At 25.2% G+C, this 23,595-nt stretch carries 26 protein-coding genes; 4 read left to right on the forward strand and 22 right to left on the reverse strand.

Features of this window, described 5'->3' with window-relative positions:
* Window positions 1-31 precede the first annotated feature (31 nt).
* The 4 genes from QZ321_RS05590 to QZ321_RS05605 form a co-directional block, all read right to left on the reverse strand.
* Entirely contained in the window at window positions 32-484 is a 453-nt protein-coding gene (locus tag QZ321_RS05590) for a hypothetical protein (protein ID WP_291746929.1), read from the reverse strand.
* A gap of 113 nt (window positions 485-597) precedes the next feature.
* The gene (locus QZ321_RS05595; RefSeq protein ID WP_291746927.1) at window positions 598-1,656 is read right to left on the reverse strand and encodes a hypothetical protein; all 1,059 of its coding nucleotides are present in this window, start codon (window positions 1,654-1,656) and stop codon (window positions 598-600) included.
* A gap of 226 nt (window positions 1,657-1,882) precedes the next feature.
* Window positions 1,883-3,451 carry a DNA mismatch repair protein MutS gene (locus tag QZ321_RS05600; protein ID WP_291746948.1) on the reverse strand — a complete coding sequence of 523 codons (1,569 nt, stop codon included), beginning with the start codon at window positions 3,449-3,451 and terminating at the stop codon, window positions 1,883-1,885.
* Window positions 3,452-3,467: 16 nt separating this feature from the next.
* The gene (locus tag QZ321_RS05605) at window positions 3,468-4,283 is read right to left on the reverse strand and encodes a mechanosensitive ion channel domain-containing protein (protein WP_291746925.1); all 816 of its coding nucleotides are present in this window, start codon (window positions 4,281-4,283) and stop codon (window positions 3,468-3,470) included.
* A gap of 270 nt (window positions 4,284-4,553) precedes the next feature.
* Between QZ321_RS05605 and QZ321_RS05610 the strand changes: the two genes are divergently transcribed.
* Window positions 4,554-6,302 carry an LTA synthase family protein gene (locus QZ321_RS05610; protein ID WP_291746922.1) on the forward strand — a complete coding sequence of 583 codons (1,749 nt, stop codon included), beginning with the start codon at window positions 4,554-4,556 and terminating at the stop codon, window positions 6,300-6,302.
* A gap of 159 nt (window positions 6,303-6,461) precedes the next feature.
* Here the strand turns inward: QZ321_RS05610 and QZ321_RS05615 are convergent, their stop codons facing one another.
* The 11 genes from QZ321_RS05615 to QZ321_RS05665 all read right to left on the reverse strand — a co-directional run bounded on the left by QZ321_RS05615 (window position 6,462) and on the right by QZ321_RS05665 (window position 15,069).
* The gene (locus tag QZ321_RS05615; protein ID WP_291740381.1) at window positions 6,462-7,304 is read right to left on the reverse strand and encodes an Mrp/NBP35 family ATP-binding protein; all 843 of its coding nucleotides are present in this window, start codon (window positions 7,302-7,304) and stop codon (window positions 6,462-6,464) included.
* Window positions 7,305-7,439: 135 nt separating this feature from the next.
* A complete protein-coding gene (locus QZ321_RS05620; protein WP_291746921.1) occupies window positions 7,440-7,880 on the reverse strand; it encodes a gamma-glutamylcyclotransferase family protein in 441 nt (146 codons plus the stop codon).
* A 1-nt stretch (window position 7,881) separates the two neighbouring features.
* Window positions 7,882-8,523 carry a pyroglutamyl-peptidase I gene (pcp, locus tag QZ321_RS05625; RefSeq protein WP_291746919.1) on the reverse strand — a complete coding sequence of 214 codons (642 nt, stop codon included), beginning with the start codon at window positions 8,521-8,523 and terminating at the stop codon, window positions 7,882-7,884.
* Window positions 8,524-8,639: 116 nt separating this feature from the next.
* The gene (locus QZ321_RS05630) at window positions 8,640-9,569 is read right to left on the reverse strand and encodes a DUF979 domain-containing protein (protein ID WP_291746915.1); all 930 of its coding nucleotides are present in this window, start codon (window positions 9,567-9,569) and stop codon (window positions 8,640-8,642) included.
* 20 nt (window positions 9,570-9,589) lie between these two features.
* Window positions 9,590-10,261, reverse strand: a complete 672-nt coding sequence (locus tag QZ321_RS05635; RefSeq protein WP_291746912.1) for a DUF969 domain-containing protein — start codon at window positions 10,259-10,261, stop codon at window positions 9,590-9,592.
* 222 nt (window positions 10,262-10,483) lie between these two features.
* The gene (locus QZ321_RS05640; RefSeq protein WP_291746909.1) at window positions 10,484-10,795 is read right to left on the reverse strand and encodes a hypothetical protein; all 312 of its coding nucleotides are present in this window, start codon (window positions 10,793-10,795) and stop codon (window positions 10,484-10,486) included.
* A 352-nt stretch (window positions 10,796-11,147) separates the two neighbouring features.
* Window positions 11,148-11,966 (reverse strand): MerR family transcriptional regulator, encoded by an 819-nt coding sequence (locus QZ321_RS05645; protein ID WP_291746907.1) that lies wholly within the window; start codon window positions 11,964-11,966, stop codon window positions 11,148-11,150.
* A 2-nt stretch (window positions 11,967-11,968) separates the two neighbouring features.
* Window positions 11,969-13,276, reverse strand: coding sequence for an MATE family efflux transporter (locus tag QZ321_RS05650; RefSeq protein ID WP_291746905.1), 1,308 nt, complete (start codon window positions 13,274-13,276; stop codon window positions 11,969-11,971).
* Window positions 13,277-13,491: 215 nt separating this feature from the next.
* A complete protein-coding gene (locus tag QZ321_RS05655; protein WP_291746902.1) occupies window positions 13,492-13,842 on the reverse strand; it encodes a hypothetical protein in 351 nt (116 codons plus the stop codon).
* 115 nt (window positions 13,843-13,957) lie between these two features.
* Entirely contained in the window at window positions 13,958-14,686 is a 729-nt protein-coding gene (locus QZ321_RS05660; RefSeq protein ID WP_291746900.1) for a phosphatase PAP2 family protein, read from the reverse strand.
* A gap of 152 nt (window positions 14,687-14,838) precedes the next feature.
* A complete protein-coding gene (locus QZ321_RS05665) occupies window positions 14,839-15,069 on the reverse strand; it encodes a hypothetical protein (protein ID WP_291746898.1) in 231 nt (76 codons plus the stop codon).
* 166 nt (window positions 15,070-15,235) lie between these two features.
* Between QZ321_RS05665 and QZ321_RS05670 the strand changes: the two genes are divergently transcribed.
* Window positions 15,236-15,997 carry a polysaccharide deacetylase family protein gene (locus QZ321_RS05670; RefSeq protein WP_291746896.1) on the forward strand — a complete coding sequence of 254 codons (762 nt, stop codon included), beginning with the start codon at window positions 15,236-15,238 and terminating at the stop codon, window positions 15,995-15,997.
* Window positions 15,998-16,030: 33 nt separating this feature from the next.
* Here QZ321_RS05670 and QZ321_RS05675 read toward each other — a convergent pair whose 3' ends face one another.
* Window positions 16,031-16,273: a hypothetical protein gene (locus QZ321_RS05675; RefSeq protein WP_291740399.1), complete on the reverse strand. Its 243-nt coding sequence runs from the start codon at window positions 16,271-16,273 to the stop codon at window positions 16,031-16,033.
* Window positions 16,274-16,514: 241 nt separating this feature from the next.
* On the opposite strand from QZ321_RS05675, the gene QZ321_RS05680 reads away from it, so the two are divergent.
* Window positions 16,515-16,898 (forward strand): carboxypeptidase-like regulatory domain-containing protein, encoded by a 384-nt coding sequence (locus tag QZ321_RS05680; RefSeq protein WP_291740400.1) that lies wholly within the window; start codon window positions 16,515-16,517, stop codon window positions 16,896-16,898.
* Between the two features lie 82 nt (window positions 16,899-16,980).
* On the opposite strand, the gene QZ321_RS05685 is transcribed toward QZ321_RS05680, so the two are convergent.
* The 3 genes from QZ321_RS05685 to QZ321_RS05695 all read right to left on the reverse strand — a co-directional run bounded on the left by QZ321_RS05685 (window position 16,981) and on the right by QZ321_RS05695 (window position 19,045).
* Window positions 16,981-17,217 carry a TIGR04540 family protein gene (locus QZ321_RS05685; RefSeq protein ID WP_291740402.1) on the reverse strand — a complete coding sequence of 79 codons (237 nt, stop codon included), beginning with the start codon at window positions 17,215-17,217 and terminating at the stop codon, window positions 16,981-16,983.
* A gap of 89 nt (window positions 17,218-17,306) precedes the next feature.
* Window positions 17,307-17,837, reverse strand: a complete 531-nt coding sequence (locus QZ321_RS05690; protein ID WP_291746893.1) for a cob(I)yrinic acid a,c-diamide adenosyltransferase — start codon at window positions 17,835-17,837, stop codon at window positions 17,307-17,309.
* 182 nt (window positions 17,838-18,019) lie between these two features.
* Window positions 18,020-19,045 carry a putative sulfate exporter family transporter gene (locus QZ321_RS05695; protein ID WP_291746890.1) on the reverse strand — a complete coding sequence of 342 codons (1,026 nt, stop codon included), beginning with the start codon at window positions 19,043-19,045 and terminating at the stop codon, window positions 18,020-18,022.
* Window positions 19,046-19,234: 189 nt separating this feature from the next.
* Between QZ321_RS05695 and QZ321_RS05700 the strand changes: the two genes are divergently transcribed.
* Window positions 19,235-20,137 (forward strand): LysR family transcriptional regulator, encoded by a 903-nt coding sequence (locus QZ321_RS05700; RefSeq protein WP_291746887.1) that lies wholly within the window; start codon window positions 19,235-19,237, stop codon window positions 20,135-20,137.
* Window positions 20,138-20,195: 58 nt separating this feature from the next.
* Here the strand turns inward: QZ321_RS05700 and cls are convergent, their stop codons facing one another.
* The 3 genes from cls to QZ321_RS05715 form a co-directional block, all read right to left on the reverse strand.
* Window positions 20,196-21,635 (reverse strand): cardiolipin synthase, encoded by a 1,440-nt coding sequence (gene cls, locus QZ321_RS05705; RefSeq protein ID WP_291746885.1) that lies wholly within the window; start codon window positions 21,633-21,635, stop codon window positions 20,196-20,198.
* Between the two features lie 198 nt (window positions 21,636-21,833).
* Complete coding sequence (locus QZ321_RS05710; RefSeq protein WP_291746882.1) at window positions 21,834-22,718, reverse strand: carbohydrate ABC transporter permease; 885 nt, start codon at window positions 22,716-22,718, stop codon at window positions 21,834-21,836.
* On the reverse strand, window positions 22,718-23,581 hold the full coding sequence (locus QZ321_RS05715; protein ID WP_291740417.1) for a sugar ABC transporter permease: 864 nt from the start codon (window positions 23,579-23,581) through the stop codon (window positions 22,718-22,720). The genes QZ321_RS05710 and QZ321_RS05715 overlap by 1 nt, the downstream gene beginning before the upstream one ends.
* Between the last annotated feature and the right edge of the window lie 14 nt (window positions 23,582-23,595).

Raw genomic sequence — 23,595 nt, forward strand, 5'->3', positions numbered from 1 at the left:
TGAATTTTAAGCTAGGATATTTTAAAATATATTATTCAGCAGCTTTTTCTGAAGATTTTTCTATTTTATTAGCTTTTTCTTCATCTCTGCATTTAGTCTTAGTTTCTTCTTTCTTAGTATCTTTACACTTAGTTTCTTCTTTCTTTACTTCATCTTTGCATTTATCTTTACATTTTTCCTTGCACTTTTCTTCTTTTTTCTTTTCTTCTTTTTCTTTCTTTTTGCAAGGATTACTTGAAGTTTCTTCTACATCATAATTTGATGATTCCTTAGAAGTTTTTTTACAATTTTCTTCTGTACTCTTTTCTTCTGGAGCCTTTGAAGTTTCTTTTTCCTTCTTTTGCTCTTTATTTTCGGCAGGTGCTTCTATTGTAGCTTTATTACTGTCTGCTGGACTAGTACTTAAAGTTTGTGCATAAGTAGTAACACCTTCAACCATCATTAATGCAGAACATATTAATAATGATACAACTTTTTTCTTCATAAATTTTTCCTCCAATGTTTTCTTTAGTTTTATTACTCCTAAGTATTTCAAATTTAGTATTACCCTTTTTAAGCCAAATTATAATTATTAAACACTTTAGTAAAGTATTAAAATTATGATGTAAATAAATCTTTTTCAACCACTAATTTCTTTGATTTGTATAATATAGAAAATATATTTTCATCATAAACTAATATACCTAAATTTGTTCCAGAAAGCATTTTAGGAATCTTAACTCTAAATTTTCCATCCTCATTTGCTTGAGCTACTCCCAAAGTTCCCTCTTCAGACATAATAATTATATTACTATTTGGCAAAGTTCTCCCCTTGATATTATCATTACTAGATGTAACTTTATCTACCTTCAAACTAACATAATCTTCAAAATCAGAAATTACTTGAGTTGCTATCATTGCATGTTCAACTTTATTTAATTGAAGTTTAATTTCATTTTCTTCTATTTTAAAATTTAAAACATTATCATTACTTACTTCTTGATAAGAACCTAAAATTTTATAATTATTATTATGTTTAAGTATAATTTCATTAATTAAATTTATTTTATTTTCAAAAAAATTATAAGTATCAACATTTTTATTAATTGGATTGTACACTTTATTTACATATATTCTTGCTTTAGGTGCTAAACTTTTTATTTCTTCTATAATAGTTAAAAAATCTTTTGAAAAATTATTTATTTCATTTAAAATTTCATTTTTAATATTTTCACTATTTAAATGTTTACTTATTATAGAATCAAATTCTTCTTCATTATAATTTTTAATTAATTCTTTATCTATATTTAAGTTTTTCAATACAGAATTTAAAATATTATTTCCCCCAATTGATATTGTAATTAAATCTGCATCTTTTATTTTTTTCTTATTATTTTCTATTATATTTAATAAGTCAGAAGAATTTATTCCCTTTTCACTTAAATTATAATACTCTAAATTTTCATTTAAAGAATATAAAAACTCCTTAATTAAAGAAACATATTTAACATCATAACTTTCTCTAGAATCTAAAGAAATCTCATCTCCTATTGCAATATATTTATCTATTTTACACTCATTAATCTTACCATTAACTTGTGCAGCTAAAGGTATAGCTAACACAATAATTGCTATAATTATTATAAATACCAGTTTTAATCTACAATTTATTCTCACAATTTCTCCTCCACATTTTACAACCCCTATAATTATTATAGGTGCTTTTTCTCTAAATTTATAGATTTTTTATGGTATTTTTTTCAAAATTTATCTACATAATAGTTGTATATTTTTTAAAATATTTTAAATTTCTACATATTATTTTTTATAATCAATAACTATATTAATAAAAAATAAGCTACTATAAGTAATTATATTTATTACCTATAGTAGCTTAAAATTTTTACATATATTTTTCTAAAGTTTCAGCTCTATTATAAGATTTTTTTATTATTTCTTTTGGATAACCTATATGTTCTAAAAGCTTAATGGCGTTACGTGTCTTAGATATTCCTCTTTTTAATTTATAATCAAAACTTAATCCCTTATTATCTACTTTTTCACTAAAATAGAAAAAGTCATAATTTTCTTTAAGAATATCTGTAAGTTCCCTATCATGGGTTGCAACAATTGATATACTATCTTTGCTATTAATATATCTTAATATTTCAGCAGAAGATGCTATTCTCTCAATTGGATTCGTTCCTCTAAATATTTCATCTATTGGACAAAATACAGGCAGCTCTAAATCTAATGCTTTAATTATTCTAAGTAATGCTTCAGCTTCAGCCATATAATAACTTTTTCCTAAAGTAACATCATCACTTGGACTTATTGATGAAACTATGTTAAAAAAACAAGCTTCATATTTTTTAGTTAATGTAAAATTAAATGTTTGTGCAAATATAATATTAAGACCTATCATTCTTAAAAATGTGGATTTTCCAGCCATGTTTGTTCCTGTTAAAACAATTCCCCTTTTTTCAAAGCTTATTGAGTTTGGAACTGCATTCTTTATTAAAGGATGTACACCATCTACTATATTAATTCCTACTTTATCTACAAAGTTAGGCCTAGTATATTTGTCCTTTAACTCTTCTTTATATGATGCTATAGATATATAACTTTCTATTTCACCTATTAAATAATATAAATCTAAAATATACTCTCTTTTCTCATCTAATAAATTAGCAACTCTATAAAAAGCAGTTTCTTCTAATAAAAATGGAATAGTTAAAACTTCAAAAACCCCTCCACCTGTATTAGCTAATTGAATTGCTCTAGTGGCTCTATCAATTACCTTTAATTCCTTTAATAAATCTTTAATTTTATTATTATATTCTTCAATAACAGGATCATTTATAGCTTGAATCTTTTTTGCAGAAACTATAATATTTCTTAAATAAATTAAACCTTGAGATTTAACATTTTTTCTTTCCTTATCATTAATAAATACATTAACCCATAATAGTATAAATGTACCTAAAAGCAACATCGGTTCCTTTAATAATATTGATAATATTATTGTTCCAAACATTAAAATTTTACCAAATAACATATATAAATAGTATTTAACTTTATTTTCTTCTAAAGAATCCATTATCATATCTAAGAATGTATTTTTTTTATCATATCCTAGTTTAAAATAAACCATTTGAAGCTTTGTTCTTAAATCTGTAGAGCTTCTTAATGTCTCAACTAGTTTATCTCTTTCTTCTAGCTTTTTCTTATCATGAAGTGGATTTCTAAGCATTTTATATAAAATTGACTCTCCTGCACTACTATAAGTCCTATCAAGCCTTGCAAAGACTTCATCCATATTAAAGTCATCCCAAGTTTGGTCATCTATTGTATAACCATCATGCTCTTCCATATCGAAATAAGTTCTTATATATTTAAAATTTCTTTTCTTTTTTCTTTCTTCACCAAAGTCCTTTTCCATCATCTCATAAAGACCTAAAAGTGAATCCATTATATTTTTCATTTTGCTAATCCTTCTTTTTTATATGTAAATCCATTTGTGGATAAGGTATGCTTATTTCTTCTTCATCAAATTTAACCTTAACTGATTCAAGTAAGTCAAAATTTACCTTCCAATAATCACCATTATTAACCCAAACTCTTACTACAAAGTTAACAGCACTATCTCCATGAGCAGAAAGAGCTATAAATGGTTCTGGAGTTTTTAAAATTAAGTCATGTGCATCTATAATATTAGATAATACTCTCTTAACCTTTAAAACATCTTGTTCATATCCAACACCAAAAGTTAAATCTACCCTTCTTAATTCTTTTGCTGAATAGTTTACAATACTTCCATTTGCTAAATTACCATTTGGAATAAGTATAAGTTTATTATCTACAGTTGTCATATGAGTATAAAACATTCCTATTTTTTCAATAGTACCAGAATGCCCTGACCCCTCAATATAATCTCCAACATTAAAAGGTCTTATTAATAATATTATTACTCCACCAGCAAAATTAGATAAACTTCCTTGAAGTGCAAGTCCTATTGCAACCCCAGCAGATGCTAAAAGTGCAGCTATCCCTGTTGTTTTAATTCCTACTTGCTCTAAAAATATGTAAACTACTATCCCTTTTAAGACTACTTCAACAAAAGTATCTAAAAAAGTTCTAATTGTTATGTCTACATTTTTCTTTTCTAATGTCTTGCTCATTATATTTACTATCTTTTTAGCAATTTTCCAACCTGCCCATAGTAAAAATAATCCTATAACTAACTTTATTCCCTCTGTAGTTAGCCATTCAATAAGTCTGTTTATAAATTGTTCTAAATTCATAACTACAAAATTACCTCCTCCATTTTATTTACTATATTATTATATACGTATTTAATCTTTTGTAAACTTGTAATTTATTAGCTTTAAACCTTCTATTTCATTAAAATGTAACTAAAATTATTTTTAAATATTAATATTAATCATAAATCTATTAAATTTCCCTTAATATTATCTTAAGCTAATTTCAAAAAAATCATTTTAAGTATATAATATATTTAATTCTTATGACTTCTTAAGCTATCTTTATAAAAAGGGGGTTATTATAAAATAATGAAGTTCAGCTTAAAAAACTTACCTAAATATTTATTAATTATATTATATCCTTTATTTTTATCAATTTTATTAGAATATAATATCTGTCAAAATCTTAATACTACACTAAAATTTTTAATAAAAAAACCTAATATATTATTATTTAATATAATTATTTGCACTATATTATTTACTTTAGTTTTTCTAGTATTAAAAAAATCTTATATATCTATGATTCTTCACGGAAGTATACTTTATATTCTTTCTTGCATTGAATATTTTAAATATAAAACTAGTGGTAGTCATTTGGTAATAAGTGATTTATTGATGACAAAAAACTTAAGTGATGTTGGAAAATTTGCCTCTTTAAAAGTTACTTATCCATTAGTAATTAATTTTATATTATTAACATTATATATTTTTTTAACTTACAAAAATAATTTAACCTTAAATTTTTCACTAAAAAAACGTGTTTCTAGTTGTGTTTTTATAAGTTTATTAATAATAGTTACTCTTACAACTTCTATTTCTTCAAATATATTTTCAATTTTCGAAATAGAAACTAAAGCTGCTACTAATATATTAGAAAGTAATGAACAATTTAATGATATAGGTTTTTTACCTTATTTAACTAAAACTACATCAGAAAATTTAATGGACATAGTAAATCCTCCTGAAAATTATAGTTACGATTCTATAAAAAAACTATTATCTATCTCAGGTACAACTACAACTTCAGAATCTATATCTAAAAGTTTCCCTAATGTAGTTTTCATAATGTCTGAATCATTTAGTGATTTTAGAGTGTTTAATTCTTTAAATATTGATGACTCTATTTATTCTAACTTTGATGCAGTAGGTGCTGAAGGGTATATTGGAAATTGTATAGTTCCAACCTTTGGTGGTTATACTACAAGAACTGAATTTGAATTATTAACAGGACTTCCAACCTATGCCATTAATACTCCATCAGTTCCACAAAATTTATTAAAAAAGCAAGAAATTATAGATACATTTCCTAGCTATTTTAAATCACTTGGATACAATACAGCCTATATTCATCCCTTTAGTAAAACCTTTTACGATAGGGATACACTATATACAGAATATGGATTTGATAATTTATATTTTGATGACAATATGACAGTTGAAACTGAAAATTTTAGAAGATATGTTTCTGATAAAAGCGTCTTTAATCAAATAAAAGATGTTTTACAAAAAAATGAAAATCCAAGTTATATATTTGCTACTACTATGCAAAATCATCAACCTTATTACGGTGAAACGGCTGAAGGTGAAGATCAATTATCATACTATTTAGAAGGAGTTAAAAGGACTAGCTACGAATTACGAGAATTTACAAACTGGTTAAAAGAATTTAATGAGGATGTATTACTTGTCTTTGTTGGTGATCACTTTCCTTTCTTTACACCTGATGATAATGTTTATAACAGGTTAGGTATCTCTGATGATAATGCTAATTTAATTTATAATCAAAAATATATATTATGGAATAACTACGATTCTAGTATTTTAAATAGAGATATAAATACTATTTCTGCCTTCTATATTCCTTATATAGTTACTGATTTAATTAATTCTAAAAATACAGACTTTATAAAAACTATGAAAAATATAATGAATGAATATCCATTATATTCACCAAGTATTCAAAGTTCTGATTCTAGAAATGAAATTTTAGATTTAATTACTTATGATAAGGTTATTGGTGAAAACTATAGCTCTGATAGATATATCTTAAAATAATAATAAACAAATATAAAAAGGAGTTATATAATATTAAAAATTCTCAACTTAATATGATATAACTCCATTTAATTTATATTAAAATTTATTAACATACTATATAAAAAAATTATTTTTATATAGTAATCTTTATTTATATTTTAAATTAATTCTTTAATACTATAAGACTAGCTTTTTCTTTGATTTTTCTATTATTCTTTCAACTATAGGATCAAATAATTCTGCTACTTCTTCCTCTTCCTCAATTAATTCAATAGAACCATAATTAGTAATAGCTCTATGCATAGGTAATTCTCCTAAAAGCTCTACATTCATATCATTTAAGAATTTTTGTGTATTTTCCCCATTAAATAATTTAATAGTCTTATCACAATCTGGACACTTAATGTAACTCATATTTTCTATTACACCAAATATGTCTATATTCATTTTTCTAGCCATATTTATAGATTTAGAAACAATCATAGAAATCATATCTTGAGGAATAGAAACCATTACTACACCTTTTATAGGTATAGTTTGCATTACTGTTAGTGGAACATCACCAGTTCCTGGTGGCATATCTATTATTAAATAATCTAGCTCCCCCCAATATACTCCAGTCCAAAATTGCTTTACAACACTAACTATAGCTGGTCCTCTCCATATAACAGCTTCATCTTCCTTTTCCACAACAAGATTTAAAGACATAACTTTAATTCCTTCGCTACTCTCTACTGGAAAAATAAGACTTTCTGTTCCTCTTGCTCTTTCTTCTTCTATATGAAGCAGTCTTGGAATACTAGGTCCTGTTATATCAGCATCTAAAATTCCTACTCTATACCCCCTTTGAGCTAATTGTCTAGCTATCATTACAGACATTGTAGATTTTCCTACTCCACCTTTACCACTCATTACAGCTATTATATTTTTTATTTTATTTTCAGGATTATTTTCTATCCCACATTGTGTTTCATCTTTACCACAAGAACCATGACTCGGACATGTACTACAGTTTCCCATTTTACTTCACCTCATTTTATTTATTACTTTAAAATTTATTTATCCTAAGTTTATTCCTAATATTTTTCTTTGTCAAATCTAAAAAGGCCCTTAAGACAAATCTATTATATGAATTTATCTTAAGAGCACATAAATCTATTTAAGTGATTGTTTTAACATAAATTTTTTCCAATCACCTTTATTTATATAAATACTATTTTTCTCAAAGTCTTCTTTGTCATTCATAGCATAATAATAAACATAGCAACTTTCCTTACTTCCATCTGAAAGCTCAACATCCATTACTATTCTATTATACTCATTTCTCTTATCATTTACCCCATAGTAATTTTCCATTTTATCCATTGGAATCATTACATCTTCAAAGTCATTTAAAGTCATTATTTCACCAGTTACCACATCTTCTCCCTCTATTAATGCTGGATATCCCTTATGTGGCATATGATATAACTTTCCCTTTACTTTTCCAACTTGAGCATTTGATACTTTTCCTGATAAATATTTATTGTAATTAAAGAATCCTGTTCTTAAACTACCATAAACAAAAATCTTCTTTTGTTCTCTCGGTTCTAACATTTTAACAAATAGCTCCACCAACAGCTTTTATATCTTCTTGATTTTCTACTGCTGCTTTTATTGCTAATTCTAATCCCTTTGATATATCAATTGTGCTCATAGATGGTTTTTCTGGTTTATCTATTACTTGTGCTGGAATATATGGAACATGTATAAAACCTGCTCTAATATTTGGATACTTCTTGTCTACTAAATATAATACACCATACATTACATGATTACATACAAATGTTCCTGCTGTATTAGATATGGATGCAGGAATACCATTTATTTTCATTTCATTAACCATAGCTTTTATTGGTAAATTTGAAAAATATGCTGGCTCTCCATCTTCATATATAGAAATATCTAATGGTTGATTTCCTTCATTATCTTTAATTCTAGCATCATCTATATTTATTGCAACTCTTTCTGGAGTTATACCAAATCTACCCCCAGCTTGACCAATTGATATAACTATATCAGGCTTATGTAAATTTATTGCGTCTTCAATTTTTTCTAAGGACTTTCTAAATACTGTTGGAATCTCAAGCTTAATTATCTCAGCCCCTGAAATAGTATCAGGTAATAGCTTAACTGCCTCTAAAGCAGGGTTTATTGGTTCTCCACCAAATGGATCAAATCCAGTTATTAAAACTTTCATATCATATTCTCCTTTGTTTATTTTTAGTTTATATGAATTATGAGATATTTTCTAAATAAATAAAATCTTTAGAAAATATCTCATATATATTATATCATATTAAATTAATATTTAAATTAAAATGCTAAGAAGTACATTAATACAATGTGAATAGCTAATAATATTAATGCTACTGGTGCTTGGTGCTTGATTATTGAATTTTTATCTTCAATTTCAAGTAAAGCAGCTGGCATAATATTAAAATTAGCTGCCATTGGGGTTAATAATGTACCGCAGTAACCTGCTGTTAATGCTAAAGCTCCTGCAATTGCAACATTAGCGCCTTGCGCAAATACAAATGGTATACCTATACCAACTGTTATTACTGAAAATGCTGCAAAAGCATTTCCCATTATCATTGTAAATAGTGCCATTCCTATGCAATAAGCAGTAACTCCTATAAATAGATTTCCTTGTGGTAATACACTTGATATTCCTGATGAAATTACATCACCAACTCCTGCTGCTGTAAATAATGCACCAAGTGCCGCTAGTAATTGAGGTAATATACTTACTGCTCCAACTGATTGAAGCATTCTATCTGATTCTTCAACTAAAGCCATTGGTTTTGCTTTAGTAATAATAAATGCAACTATTAAAGCAATTATTGCTGCAACTCCTATAGCTGCTGTTCCTGAAATTGGTGTAAATTGTGCAATCCCTAAAGCAACTAAAGCTATAACTAATGATGGTATAAATACCTTAAGCCCTAATTTGTTTGCTTGTTCTTCTCCAAACTTTGAATCTAAAGCTTTAGTTGTTCCTGGTTTAACTTGCTTAGTTAAAGTAAGTATTGCTATAACAACTAGTATTCCTCCAACTATCGCTGATGGTATATAAGGTCCAAATATAAATATTATCCCAAGTAATGACCAAAAAGTGGCTGTTCCAATTTTAGCCTTATGGCTTTTATCCTTTAATGTTAACACAGCAGTATTTAACATCATAATTCCAATTATTATGTAGAATATTTCTAATAACATATTAGAAATTGCTGCAAAATCCATGTATATCTTCTCCTTTATAACTATTTATTCTTATTTCCAAACTTTCTTTCTAATTGCTTGTCTAACATCATGTTTTGAATTAAAACTAACACAAAAGTAATTACTGCTATAGGAACTGATGCCTTTGCAATATCTAATCCACTTGTTACATATCCTAATTCACTTAAAGTATTAGCAATTAATAAAACCCCTGAACTTGCTAAGAAAAGATTTTGTCCATAGAAGTTTCCATAGTTATCCATAGAAGCCGCTGCTGCTTTTATTTTTGCTTCTGTTTTTTCATCTAGCTTTCCATACTTACTTATTGCAGCACCCTGAGCCATTGGATTTATTAAAGGTCTAACAAATTGAGGATGTCCACTTATTCTTAGTGACATAGCCCCAGCTATTTGTCTTATTAAGCAATAAAGTGTTAATAATTTTCCTGTTGAAAGATTTTTTACTTTTTTAATAAGTAAAACTGCTTTTTCTTTTAATCCATATCTTTCTGAGATACCTATTACAGGTAATGTCAATATAAAAATTGTTATTAGTCTTTGATTAACGAATGTCTTTCCAAGTATTGAAAGTATTTCAGTAATATCCATATTAGCTGCAAAACCTGTAGCAAGAGCTGATATTATTATTACAGCTATACTATCTAATTTTAATGCAAATCCGATTATTACCATTAGTATTCCTATTAGTACCATTTCTGTTCCCCCTATTCCTCTTATATTATATATATACCTCTTTTTTGCAATTTTGTCCATAAAAAAAATATACCATTTGTGTTTTTTAGTTATTATTTCTTAATTTAGAAGCGTTTTCACCAATTATTTTATCAATAATATTGTGTTTTTTTACTATTTTATCATATACAACTTAATTTTAAATTTTTATTAATTTAAATAAAATAAGAGTTTTTTGCATAATTATTCATATCCTTCATAATAATTATGATCATAATAGTCATCCTTCTTGTCATAATATTTAAAATCCTTGTAATTATCATAATAATCATAATCATCAAAGTAATAATGAAAATCTTCGATTTTATTAATATTATTATCTTCACTATTTAAGTCTTTGCTAGGTACTGATTCATATTCTTTTGGAGTAGTTTTATTAAAATAATCACTATAATATGATTTAGGATTTAACATACAAAAATCAAAGTTATTTTTTATTACATTAAAAATTAAAATAAAAATCAAATATTTAACTATTCTTTCTTTATCCTTCATAATTAATTCCCCTACTTTCCTTTAGTTGATATATTTATTTTTAGCTATCTTATAAGTTTTTATTAAAAATAAAAAAAGACTATATCAAAATATTTTCCTATTTTTGATATAATCTTTTTTAAACTTAATTCTTTTTATAAATATCTATAAAAGTGTGCTTATACCCATTAGATACTAATTCCTTTTTTCTTATTTCAGCATTTAATATTTCCTTAAAACTACTAGCTACAAATCTATAATATATTTCTTTTTTATCTAAATTACTATTACTTATATTTTTTTCTATATAAAATTAATTATTCAATATAAACATATATACACAAGCATAGTTATTTACAATTTATGTTTAAATTCATTCAATAAGTATTTGAATTTTTCCTAATGACTTTTCACTTCCATCAGTTCCAACTCTGGTTATTATATATATTTCATAAAAATCACCTAATACTTTAATATTATTTTTATCTATAAAATCCATCATAATATTATAGTATTTTTTTGTATCATTATAATCATCATCAAAGTTTAAAGTTAAATATCTCCCAGCTGGTAAAATAATTTTATCATACTCTTCTATATCCATACTTTGAGTAAATTTTATCATTGCATTTTTATAAACTACTTCTTTAGATTTTTTAAGTTCATCACAAGAAATAACAAACCCTAACTCCTTATTAAAATATGTATATTTTCTTTCTATCTCAGCTAAAATCTTACTTAAATTTACCTCAAACTCTTCTGTGAATCTATTAGAATTATTATACTTAATAAAATCTCTTTTATCATAAAACTTAATGAATATTTTATTTAACCCTTCATCTAATGATACACTTATGTTTTCTTCAAGAAATGTAATGTTTTCTTTTATATTGTTTAATTCTTTTATTTTCTCATTAACAATTTCTTTTTGTTTTCTTATAATATGCAAAACTGATTCTGGCGAAGTATAATTTTCTATAATATTTTTTATTTCCTCTAAAGATAAGCCCATCGCCTTACATTGTTTTATTAAATCTAAAATTATGAAATCTTTAGCATTATAATATCTATATCCAGTATTACTATTTATATATGAAGGCTTTAATAAGCCTACTCTATCATAATGCCTTAAAGTTTCCACAGTAATATTGTGTATTTTTGCTACTTCTCCAATAGAAAATTTAGATTTCATAATTATGCTTCCTCTAAAACTTTAGCTGTATATAATTTTATATTTCCTACTAATTTTATCGTTATAAATGTTAATGTTTCTGATATGATTGCACTTGCCCAAATACCATTAATACCAAAAAATTTACCTAATAAGAATAAACATATTGGTAAATATACTATCGATCTTAAAATACAACTTAAATTAGAGTACTTTGGTATTTCAATTGCTTGATAATAAACTAAACTATTTAAATTTAAACCTACAGCAAAATAACTTAAACATGCTATTTTTAATGCTACATAAGCCATATTTGCTATTTGTACATCATTTGTAAATATAGATATTAACACAGGCCCAAATACAAAACTTATAATTACAAAAAATCCTGTTATTATTATATTAGAAGCTGATGTTATTCTAAAAAATCCTAACATTTTATTTACATCTTTTTTCCCGTAATTATAACTAACAAGTGGTTGAACACCTAATGTAATTCCATATAAAACCATATATATATTAGTAGTTAAATAATTTAATATACTATATGCTGAAACTCCAATTTCTCCTGCATACTTTACTAAGGCTATATTGGTAAGTAAAACTATTATAGAGTAGCTTCCTTGGGCAAAAAATGAAGGAAATCCTATAATACAAACTTCTTTTGCTGTTTTTAATGACACTTTTACTTTTCCAAAAGATAAATATCCCTTCTTCATAATAAAGTGTGGTAATAATATACTTACTGTTACTATTTGTCCAAGACCTGTAGCAATTGCAGCACCCTTTATTCCCATTCCTAATTTAAAAATAAATATATAATCTAAAATTATATTAGTAATTGCACCACTTATTGTAGATACCATTGCTAATTTGGGTCTACCATCATTTCTAATAAAACTATTTAAAACAATTCCAATTATATTTGGTATACAAAATAATGCATAAAACCTTAAATATTCAACCCCTAATGGTTTTAATATATCAGTAGCACCTAATATACTAACTATCTGATTTGTGAATATCACACATATAATGCTTATTATTAAACTAACTATTAATAAAGACTTAAATACTTGTCTAAAAATATTAACTGCTTTATCTACATTATTAGCACCTATATTTTTAGAAACTAATGCTCCTCCTCCAATAGCAAACATTGAAGCTAATCCAAATAACATAACTGTAAACGGAAGAACTATATTTACAGCTGCTAAGGCAGAATCTCCAACGCCTTGTCCAACGAATATACCATCTATTACTGTATATAATGAAGAAATAAACATTGCTAAGGCTGATGGAATAGCATATTTAAAAAATTCCTTTTTCATATATATATCTCCTTTAAATTTTAATCCTTTCAAATTATAAACTCTAACCTTACACAAGAGTCAATAGATTTTATCTATTTTATATAAAAATTATTAGATTAAAAATATATAAATTAATATCTTTATTAATTATTTATTCTAAAGTTAAGCCCTTTTTTCAAAGGAAAAGTCCATGATAATATTCTTACTATTATCATGGACTTTTCTTTAATATTTTATTTATTAATATATTTTCCTCTTCTACTATTATTTATATAATTCACTGCTCTCATTTTAAACCTTTCATATTCTTTTAAGTTATAAAAATGAATTAAATCTGATACTAAAAATAATGCACTCATTATTAAATAATTTAAATCATTTAAATTATTTTTGTCACAAGCTTCAACTTTAATTTCATCAGCTTCAAATTTAAGTTTTTCATAATTTTTTAGAGCTATATTTAAATTCATTTTTATTTGCTCATCTGTAAAAGACTCAAAATTTTCTATAACAAGCTTATCTATAAATGCTATAAACTCTTCATTTATATGTTTAAATTTTTCATAAGTATTTATTAAATTCATATTTGTCCTCTTTCTAATTAAACTAATAATATATTCATTAATTATATCTTATATAAAAAAACTTTCCAATAAAAAAGATACTTAAAAATATTTAAGTATCTTTTTTATTAAATATTTATTTTCTATTTTTAATTAATTTACTTTTCTCCTCTATAATTTCCTTATTTTTAATTTTCCCTTTTATTTTATAAGGCAAAACCAATATTTTTTCAATTATAGAATCATCTATTCTTCTAACTAAAAAAATTATTCCTTCACATAAAACTATTGCGCTTATAACATCTAATACAAAGTGTTGTTTTATAAATAAAGTAGATAATATTATTAATACTCCAACTATTTGAGTGTAATAAAACTTAATTTTAGAATCTCCGTATTTTATATATCTCATTATAAAATAAGTGGTTAAAACATGTAATGATGGAAAGCAATTAACTGGCTTATCTAAAGAATATATAATATTTACTAAATAATTTAATATATCTTTATTTTCAATTATTGGTCTAGTAATTTCTGTTGGATATAAATAATATACAACATAGCAAAAACTCATACCTATAAAAAATGATATAAAAGCTCTAATGTACTCTTGTCTTGAATTTAATAATATAAATATAAAGCCTAATACAATATAAACATACCAATATATATATGGAATAATAAATATAGATTTAAATGGAATTATATTATCAATTCCAATTGTAAGGTCACTTCCCCTCTTTGCTAAACTACTTGCTAAAACATAATTTATATTAATTATTGGAATCATAATAAACCAAATTAAATCTGGTATTTTTATTTCACTATTATTATTTAATTTTATCTTATTATCTTTTATCTCCATATTACCACCTCGCATCTTTTCTAAATGTTACCTTATTTTTATTAAATTTACTTATTCTATAATTTATTCTATGATAATATTTACTATAGATAATCATGTTAACAAAAAAATAACCAATTTTTAATTGGTTATTTTAATATTTAGATATTGTATTAACCTAGTAGCTTAAACATTTCTGCAACTGATTGTTTTATATTTTCAGGTAAATTATTTAAAGCTCTTTGTCTTGTAGCTTCATCCTTAATTTGTGCTATTCTCATAATTTGTTGTTGTAATCCTGGAGTTCTATTTAATTCAGCTACTAATCTATTAAACTTATTTGCAAAAGCTGGATCTTCTCTCATCTTTCTATCAATTTTCATTATAAGTTCATATGGATTCATTTACTTCTAATCTCCTTGATTTCTTTATAATTTCATAATATTCTTTATTACTATAAATGTTCATAATTAACGTGATTATAGATGTCTAAATAAATTTTATTTAAATTGTATAAACTAAAATTGATTTTACAAAAATATTTTATTTCTATACAAGGATGGATTAATAATGAAATTTAAAAAGAAATACATTAATTTTTTCAAAAAAACACTACTAATTTTAATTTTAAGTTTATTATCAAATAGCTTTTTAGCTTACGCTTACCTTTTTTCTCCTACGGATATAATTGATAATGATATAAAACCTACAGAAAAAAAGATTGCTTATTTAACCTTTGATGATGGCCCTAGTAAAAATACAGAATTAATCCTTAACATATTAAAGGAAAATGATGTACATGCAACATTTTTTATAATTTCACCTTATGTAGAGCCTCATATTAAGTTTATTAAAAGAGCTTATGAGGAGGGAAATGCTATTGGTAATCATACTGCTGATCATGAATTTAAATATGTTTATACTTCCGAAGAAGCATTTTTTAAAAGCTTTAATAAACAACAAGATTTTATAAAAGAAGTTACAGGAAATGATTGTACAATATTTAGATTTCCAGGTGGCTCTCGTAATACTGTAGTTAGAAATTCTAGGGGAAAGGATTTTACTAAAAATATAACTTCTAAATTAAATGAAATGGGAGTTAATGTCTATGATTGGAATGTTGATTCTGGTGACGCTAAAGGAAATAATATTCCAGTCTCTACATTAATTCAAAATGTGTCAAAAGAAATTAAAGATAAAGATGGAAATTATAAAAGTACTGCAATAATATTAATGCATGATTGCATGACTAAAAATACTACTGTAGAAGCCCTACCTGGCATAATAAAATTATTAAAAGATGCTGGTTATGAATTTGAAATATTAAAATAACTAAATTGCAAAAGCAATTTAGTTATTTTTAAATTAATAATCTATACCAGCAGCAGCTACATTTTCCTTATCTCTTGATGAACAAGGAGTAACTCCATATGTCATACCACAATGTGGACACTTATCTACTAAAGTTTTCATTGTAAAACTTTTTCCACAGCTACATTCAATTTCATGTTGTATTGATATAGGAAAATCTGCTTTTCCTTTACTTCTTACTAAATCAACAACTGCTTTTCCATCTTTTTTGTTCATATTTCCACAACCACAACTCATATTATTTTTTCCTCCTACTTTTGTGTAATATTTTTTCTAATTATAACTTATTTTAAAAACTATTTCAGTAACAAAAGTTACAAAAAAGCATTAAATATATTATTCCGCAGATTTAATATAGTATGTAAAAATTATTTTTAAATTAAATACTTTACATAAACAAAATTTATAAATTAGAACACATTGAGTTTATATTGGAATATATTATAGTATATTACAATTCACTTAGGAGGATAAAATTATGAGCTGTAGATTAGGAAATTGTGTTTTTAAAACTGGTTGCAATGAACAAATAGATGCTACTGTAAAACTACCAAGGGAAACTAGAAGTTGTATATTTGGTACAGTTCTTGACTGCGCTGGTTTACCAGTTGCTGATGCAGTTGTTAAATTACTTCAAATAGTTGATAAATGTGAATATCCTGTTCCATTAACTCACACATTCACAGACGATAATGGACAATTTTTATTAGGCCCTTTATGCCCAAATACAACTTATATGTTAAAAATATTTAGTGACAACACTCAAATAGTTCACAAATGTTTAAAAGTAAGCTGTTATAAAGGTGGATGCATAAACGTTAATACTGTATCAAATGAATGTAATCAAGGTTGTGGATGTTAGTTTTACACCGAAGTATTTTTATACAAAAGATAAACTAAAAGGAGCTTCAAAAAGCTCCTTTTAATTTTTTTATTAAATTATTTTATAAATTATTATCTAAAGCTATTTTATCTACTATAGCCTTTCTTTCTTCTCCTATAGCAGCAATTAATTTTGTAGGCATAAATCCATTTTTATAAATTCTATCATCATTTGCTTTTATCATAGCTATAACCGTAGCTTCTAACTTTTCATATGATAATAAATCTTCTAAATATAAATCAATTACATCCTTTAATTTTGTTGCTAATTCTCTCGGATTTCTATATACAGCTCTCATATGTTACTCCTTTAATAATCATCTATTTAATAGTTTTTATTTTTTACTTTATGTATTATATATTAATCTAATAATTTTTACTATATATTTTACATTTCTATTCCTATTCTAGATGGTATTCCTTCTTCAAAAGGATGCTTTATACATTTCATTTCTGTTACATAATTTGCAAGTTCTATAAGTTCAGGTTTTGGATCTCTTCCAGTCATAACAACTTCTAATCCTTCAGGTTTATTTTTTAAAAATTCTATAACATCGTTTAATTCAATAAATCCATTATTTATAGTTGCTATCATTTCATCTAATATTAAAAGGTCATATTCCTTAGTATTTATAATTTTAATTATTTCTTTAAATCTTTTAGTATGTTCTAGTTTTGCTTCATTTTTTTCAGCCTCATTCATGTTCCATACAAATTTATTTACAGGTTTTCCTAATAAAAAATTAATATTTTCTTTTAATTTTTCTAATGATACTAGCTCTCCACTTTTTCCACTTTTTAAAAATTGAGTTATAAAAACTTTTTTATCTCTACCTGCTGCTCTAATTGCAAGTCCCATAGCCGCGGTAGTTTTTCCTTTTCCATCTCCACAATATATATGTATAAGTCCTTTTTCCATAAAATCTACTCCTAAAATATTTTCTTAATTTATTTTTTACTATAATACTTTTTATATAATATTATTGTCAACTATAAGATTAAAATTTATTTCTCCCAATAAGCTTTATATAATAAAAATGAGTCATATTACATTGAAATTTTTTAATTCAATATAATATAACTCATTCTTTTTTTAATTTATTATCTTATTAATATAAATATTAGTATTAAAGCTGCAACTATTTGTAATGATCCTACACCTAAAGCATATAAAGAAACTGCTTTTCCTTGTTTAAGTAATTCTCTTACATTAACTCTTAATCCTATAGCTGCTAATGCTATAATCTCAAGATTGTTACTTATACTTTTACATACATGAGATACATTTAAAGGTATAATCTTTAAAGAAAATAAAGCACAAGTTACAAAGAATCCTATAACATACCAAGGAATTTTAACTTTTTTCTTTTCAATTTCTGTTACTTCTTCTTTAACTATTTCACCATTACTTTTTTGTTTTAAATGTCCAAATACAAATACTACTACAACTAAAAGTACAACTCTTAATATTTTAAATATCATAGCCATATCTTTTACTTCTTCACCAACCATAGCTCCACTAGCTGCAACTTGACCTACTGATTGTAAAGTACCCCCAATTAAAGCTCCCGTTTGCATAGTTTCTGCATGGAATAATGCTTTAGCTATTAGAGGTAAAATAAACATTAAAACTATACCTGTAATATTTACTATAGTTATTGCTATACCCTTTTCCTTATCATCAGCTTCAATTACTGGTGCTGTTGCTGCTATTGCAGAAGAACCACAAACAGCATTTCCACTAGCCATTAAAAATCTGAAGTTTTCACTAAATCCCAACTTCTTTCCTATATATATTGAACCAATTACTGTTATTGCCATTTGTAATATTATAAAGACAAATCCACCTATTCCTAATTCTAATAATGTTCCAATACTTAAAGTTGCTCCTAATAAAACAATAGAATATGATAAAATATCAGTTTCTGAAAACTTATATCCTTTTTGAAAAACTTCTTGATTTAAAAATAAGTTTCCCACAAACATTCCCAGAAAAATTGATATTGTTCCAGCTCCTAATTTCGGTACAAATTTAGCAAGTAATATTCCTACAAATGCTACTGCTATTGAAACAAGTAATCCAGGTAATATACCTTTTACATAATCAAGAAATTTATTATCGTTCATATATATTATTCCTCCTAAAAAAATTTTATCTGTTTTTAGCACTTAGCTTAGTATACATATAAACTTATCATTAGTAAAATAAATATTAAATATAATAATGATTACTTTCTTTAATAATTATTGTATAATGTATTTATTAAATATAGTTTACCCATTTAATTTATATATTAATACTAGGAGGTTATTGCATTGATTGAAGAATTTAAAACTTTTATTGCGGTTGTAGATTTTAAAAACTTTACTAAAGCTGCTGAGTATCTAAACCTTTCACAACCAAGTGTTAGTACACATATAAAAAATTTAGAAATTATTTTTGGAGTTACTTTAATAAATAGATCTGTTAAACAAAAAACTATATCTATTACAGAAAGCGGTTATACTTTATATAAAAGGGCTAAAGAGATAATAAACCTTTTAGATGTTACATTTATGGATGTAAAAACACTTTCAACTTCAATTAAAGGCACCATAAAAATAGGAGCTAGCTTAACTATTGGTGAATATATATTACCAAAATTTTTAGCCCACTTTTCTAATAAATATCCTGATGTAGATATTGAAGTTAAAATAGAAAATACATCCTTTATATCTTCAGAACTAAAAAAAATGAAATTGGATATAGGTCTTATAGAAGGTTCAGTATCATCTGCTTTATTTAAACAAGAATATTTTTTAGAAGACGAAATGGTTCTTGTTGCGCCATTTCATAGCGACTTAAAAGACAAAGAAATTAAATTAGATAGTATTCAAAACAGAAGATGGATTGCTCGAGAAGAAGGTTCGGGAACAAGAGAATATCTTGATTTATTCTTTGCTCAAAATAAAATTATTCCAAAAAGTATTATGGTATTAGGTAGTAATTTAGCTATAAAAGAAGCCGTTAGAAATAATTTAGGTTTAACTATAACCTCTAAACATATAATTTTAGAAGCTGAATCTAGAAATGAATTAACTTCTCTAAAACTTAATAATGATTTTAGACGTTCATTTTCTTACATATATCCAAAGGAGTTAACATTATCAAAAGCCGCACATATATTTTTAGAAGAACTTAAAGAATATACTAAAACAAATTCTATTAATAATAAATAGTATTATGCACTAACATATGAGTAAAAAATTTTTTCTTCAATGTTAGTGCTAATTTTAATTATAATACATCTGAAAATAATCTTGAGATTGATTCTTTAATCCTAACTACTCTACCTCTATTTTTATATTTCTCTAAAGTTAACTCCTCACATTTAAGCATATCTTTTTCAAATTCAGCTTTTTGCTTCTTTGATATACCTTTAGAATAAATAAAAGCATTAACCTCAAAATTCAATTCATAACTTCTAGTATCCATATTTGCTGTTCCTATTGAACAAATTTCATCATCAATAACAACAGTTTTAGCATGAAGGAAAGCAGTTTTATCATAATGATATATTTTTATTCCATATTCTAATAACTCTCCTGCATTAACCAAATTAGCCCAATATACAAAAGGATGATCTCCTTTTCCAGGTATCATTATTTTTACATCAACTCCAGATGCTGAAGCTAATTTTAAACTATCTGATATAGTTTTATCAATTATTAAGTAAGGAGATTGAATATATAAATATCTTTTGGCCTTTTGAATCATTTTTAAATATGCTAATTTAATTTCATATCTCTCGCTTAAATTAGGCCCACTAGATACTATTTGCATTCCCGTATTAGGTTCTCCAATACTTTCATCACTAACTTCTAATACTTGAGTTAAATCTACATCCTCTTTAGTTGCGTATCTCCAATCAGCTAAAAACCTTAAATTTAAATCTTTTACTGCACTACCTTTAAATTTAATATGAGTATCTCTCCAATATCCAAATTTTTTATCTTTACCTAGATACTCATCTCCAACATTAAATCCTCCTACAAATCCAATTTTATCATCTATAACTACTATTTTTCTATGATTTCTAAAATTCATATTAATATTAATAAACTTTAACCATGATGGAAAAAATTCTCCTGTTTTTCCTCCTACATCTCTCAAGCTTTTTAATACATCTTTATTTAATAATCTACTCCCTACAGAATCATATAATAATCTAACTTCAACTCCAGCTTTAGCTTTTTCTTCTAATATATTTAATATTTTTGTTCCTATATCATCATTTTTAAATATGTAAAATTGTATATTTATACTTTTTTTAGCCTTACTAAGACTTTTAAGTAATGCATCAAAAAACTCTTTACCATCTGAGTACATACAAACTTCATTATCATCTCTATAAGGTGAATAATCTATATTTTCTAATGCCATTACCATATCACTATTTTTAAAATTACTATTTTCTAATTGTAATTTTGTTCTTTCTTTTATTATTTTATTATATTCTTCAAGAACTTTTATTTTTGAATTTTTAATTCCAAACATATTTGTCTTATTCATCTTTCTGCCAACAAGCAAAAATATTATAAATCCAATAAATGGTGCGATGTATAAAATTAACATCCAAGCTATTATATTATTAGGTGAACGCTTCTCTTTAAAAACCATATAAATTATTGTTAATAAATTTATAATATGAATTAAAATAGTTAAAAATTTAAACATCAAACTTTTCTCCTTTGCACAGTCTTTTTTGCTAAATATGTTTATTTATTATATTTTAACATTATTATAGTATACATTAATTTAAAAACCATTATCAAATTTATATTTTCCATAATATAAAAAAATAAAACCTCTATTATCTAGTATACTAAATTTTAATAAGTATACTTTTTAATTAGAGGTTCTATTTTAAATTATCTACTTTATTGCACCCTTAGTCACTCCATTTATAATCCACTTTTGTGCAAATAAATAGAATATTAATAATGGTAATAATGCCAACAGATATGATGCGAATGCTACATTATAGTTTGTTCCAAATTTAGATTGGAATATATATTGAGCTAATGGTAATGTTGCTTGACTTTGTTCACTTAATATTACAAGAGGCATCATTACATCATTCCAAGCCCAAAGTGCTGTCATAATCCCAACTGTTGCATGCATTGGTTTTAATAAAGGGAATATAACCTTCCAAAATACAGTCCATTGCTTTGCGCCATCAACATATGCCGCTTCTTCAAGTTCAAGCGGGATATTTTTTAAATATCCAACATAAAGTAAGGTATTCATAGATATACCAAATACCATATAAAGAATTGTCATACCAATTTTATTATCTAAGTTAAAGAAACTTACTTGTTTTACAAGCGGTAACATTAGCATTGAAAAAGGCACAAACATTGCACTTACAAAATAAAAATATACAAACTTATAAAATTTTTTATGCATATTTCTTGCAATAGCATATGCAACTAATGAATTTGTAACTATAGTTACTATTACAGCCCCTGCTGTTATAATTAAACTATTTAATATAGTATGAAAGAAATTAGTCATTTTAATAGCTTGTATAAAGTTATTAAAGTTCCATGTCTTAGGTAATGATAAAACATTCCCCATCATGTCAGATGGTTGTTTAAATGCTATAACAATAGTTATATAAAGAGGAAATAATATTGTTAGTGAACAAATAATAAGTAATATTGTAACCGACCAATTAATTTTACCATCTTGCTTTTTTATAAGTGATCCTTTTTTTATTTTAGATTTATTACTAGCTTTCAAACTTACTTCCGCCATTATAGTTGAACCTCCCTTTTTTCTAGTATCTTAATTTGGAATAATGATATAGCTACAATAACTATAAAATATATTACTGAGTTTGCTGATTGATATCCAAATTGACTTCCACCAAATCCTGCTTTATATATAAGCATAGAAATTGATTCTGTTGATTGTGCAGGTCCTCCAGCTGTTAATGACATAATTTGATCAAATACCATTAAGAAGTTTTTCATACACAAAACCATGTTTATAGTAAAAAATGGTGCTATTAAAGGGAATGTAATTTTTCTAAATTGAAGCCATTTTCCAGCTCCATCAATTCCACTTGCTTCATAAACATCATCAGGAATAGTTTGAAGCCCTGAAATATAAATTATAGTATTAAAAGCTATTGATTGCCATGCTACTACAATTACTACACCTATCCATGCTAGGCTTGTACTTCCAAGTATACTTTTACTTAGAACTTCACTTCCCATAACTTCACCTAACTTAGGAATTATAAATGTAAAAATATAATTAAATATATATCCTACGATTAACCCCCCTAAAATATTAGGTAAGAAATATAATCCTCTTAAAGTCGTTTTAAACTTTATTTTTGAATTTAAAGCTACTGCCAATGCTAAGCTTATTATATTTACTATTATTGTTGTAACTATAGCAAATTTAAAGGTAAACATATATGAATTTAATACTCTCGAATCAGTAAATAGATCCTTAAAATTCATTAACCCAACAAAATCAAAATCTCCAAATCCTCTAAAATTTGTAAAGCTATACATCACACCTTTTAATAATGGGAATGTATGGAACAAGAAAAATACAACTATCATTGGTATTACTGTACATAGGAAAAACATATTTCGTTTCTTCATTTCTAATTACCCCT

It is taken from the genome of uncultured Clostridium sp. (assembly GCF_910588715.1).
Lineage (GTDB): Bacteria > Bacillota > Clostridia > Clostridiales > Clostridiaceae > Clostridium.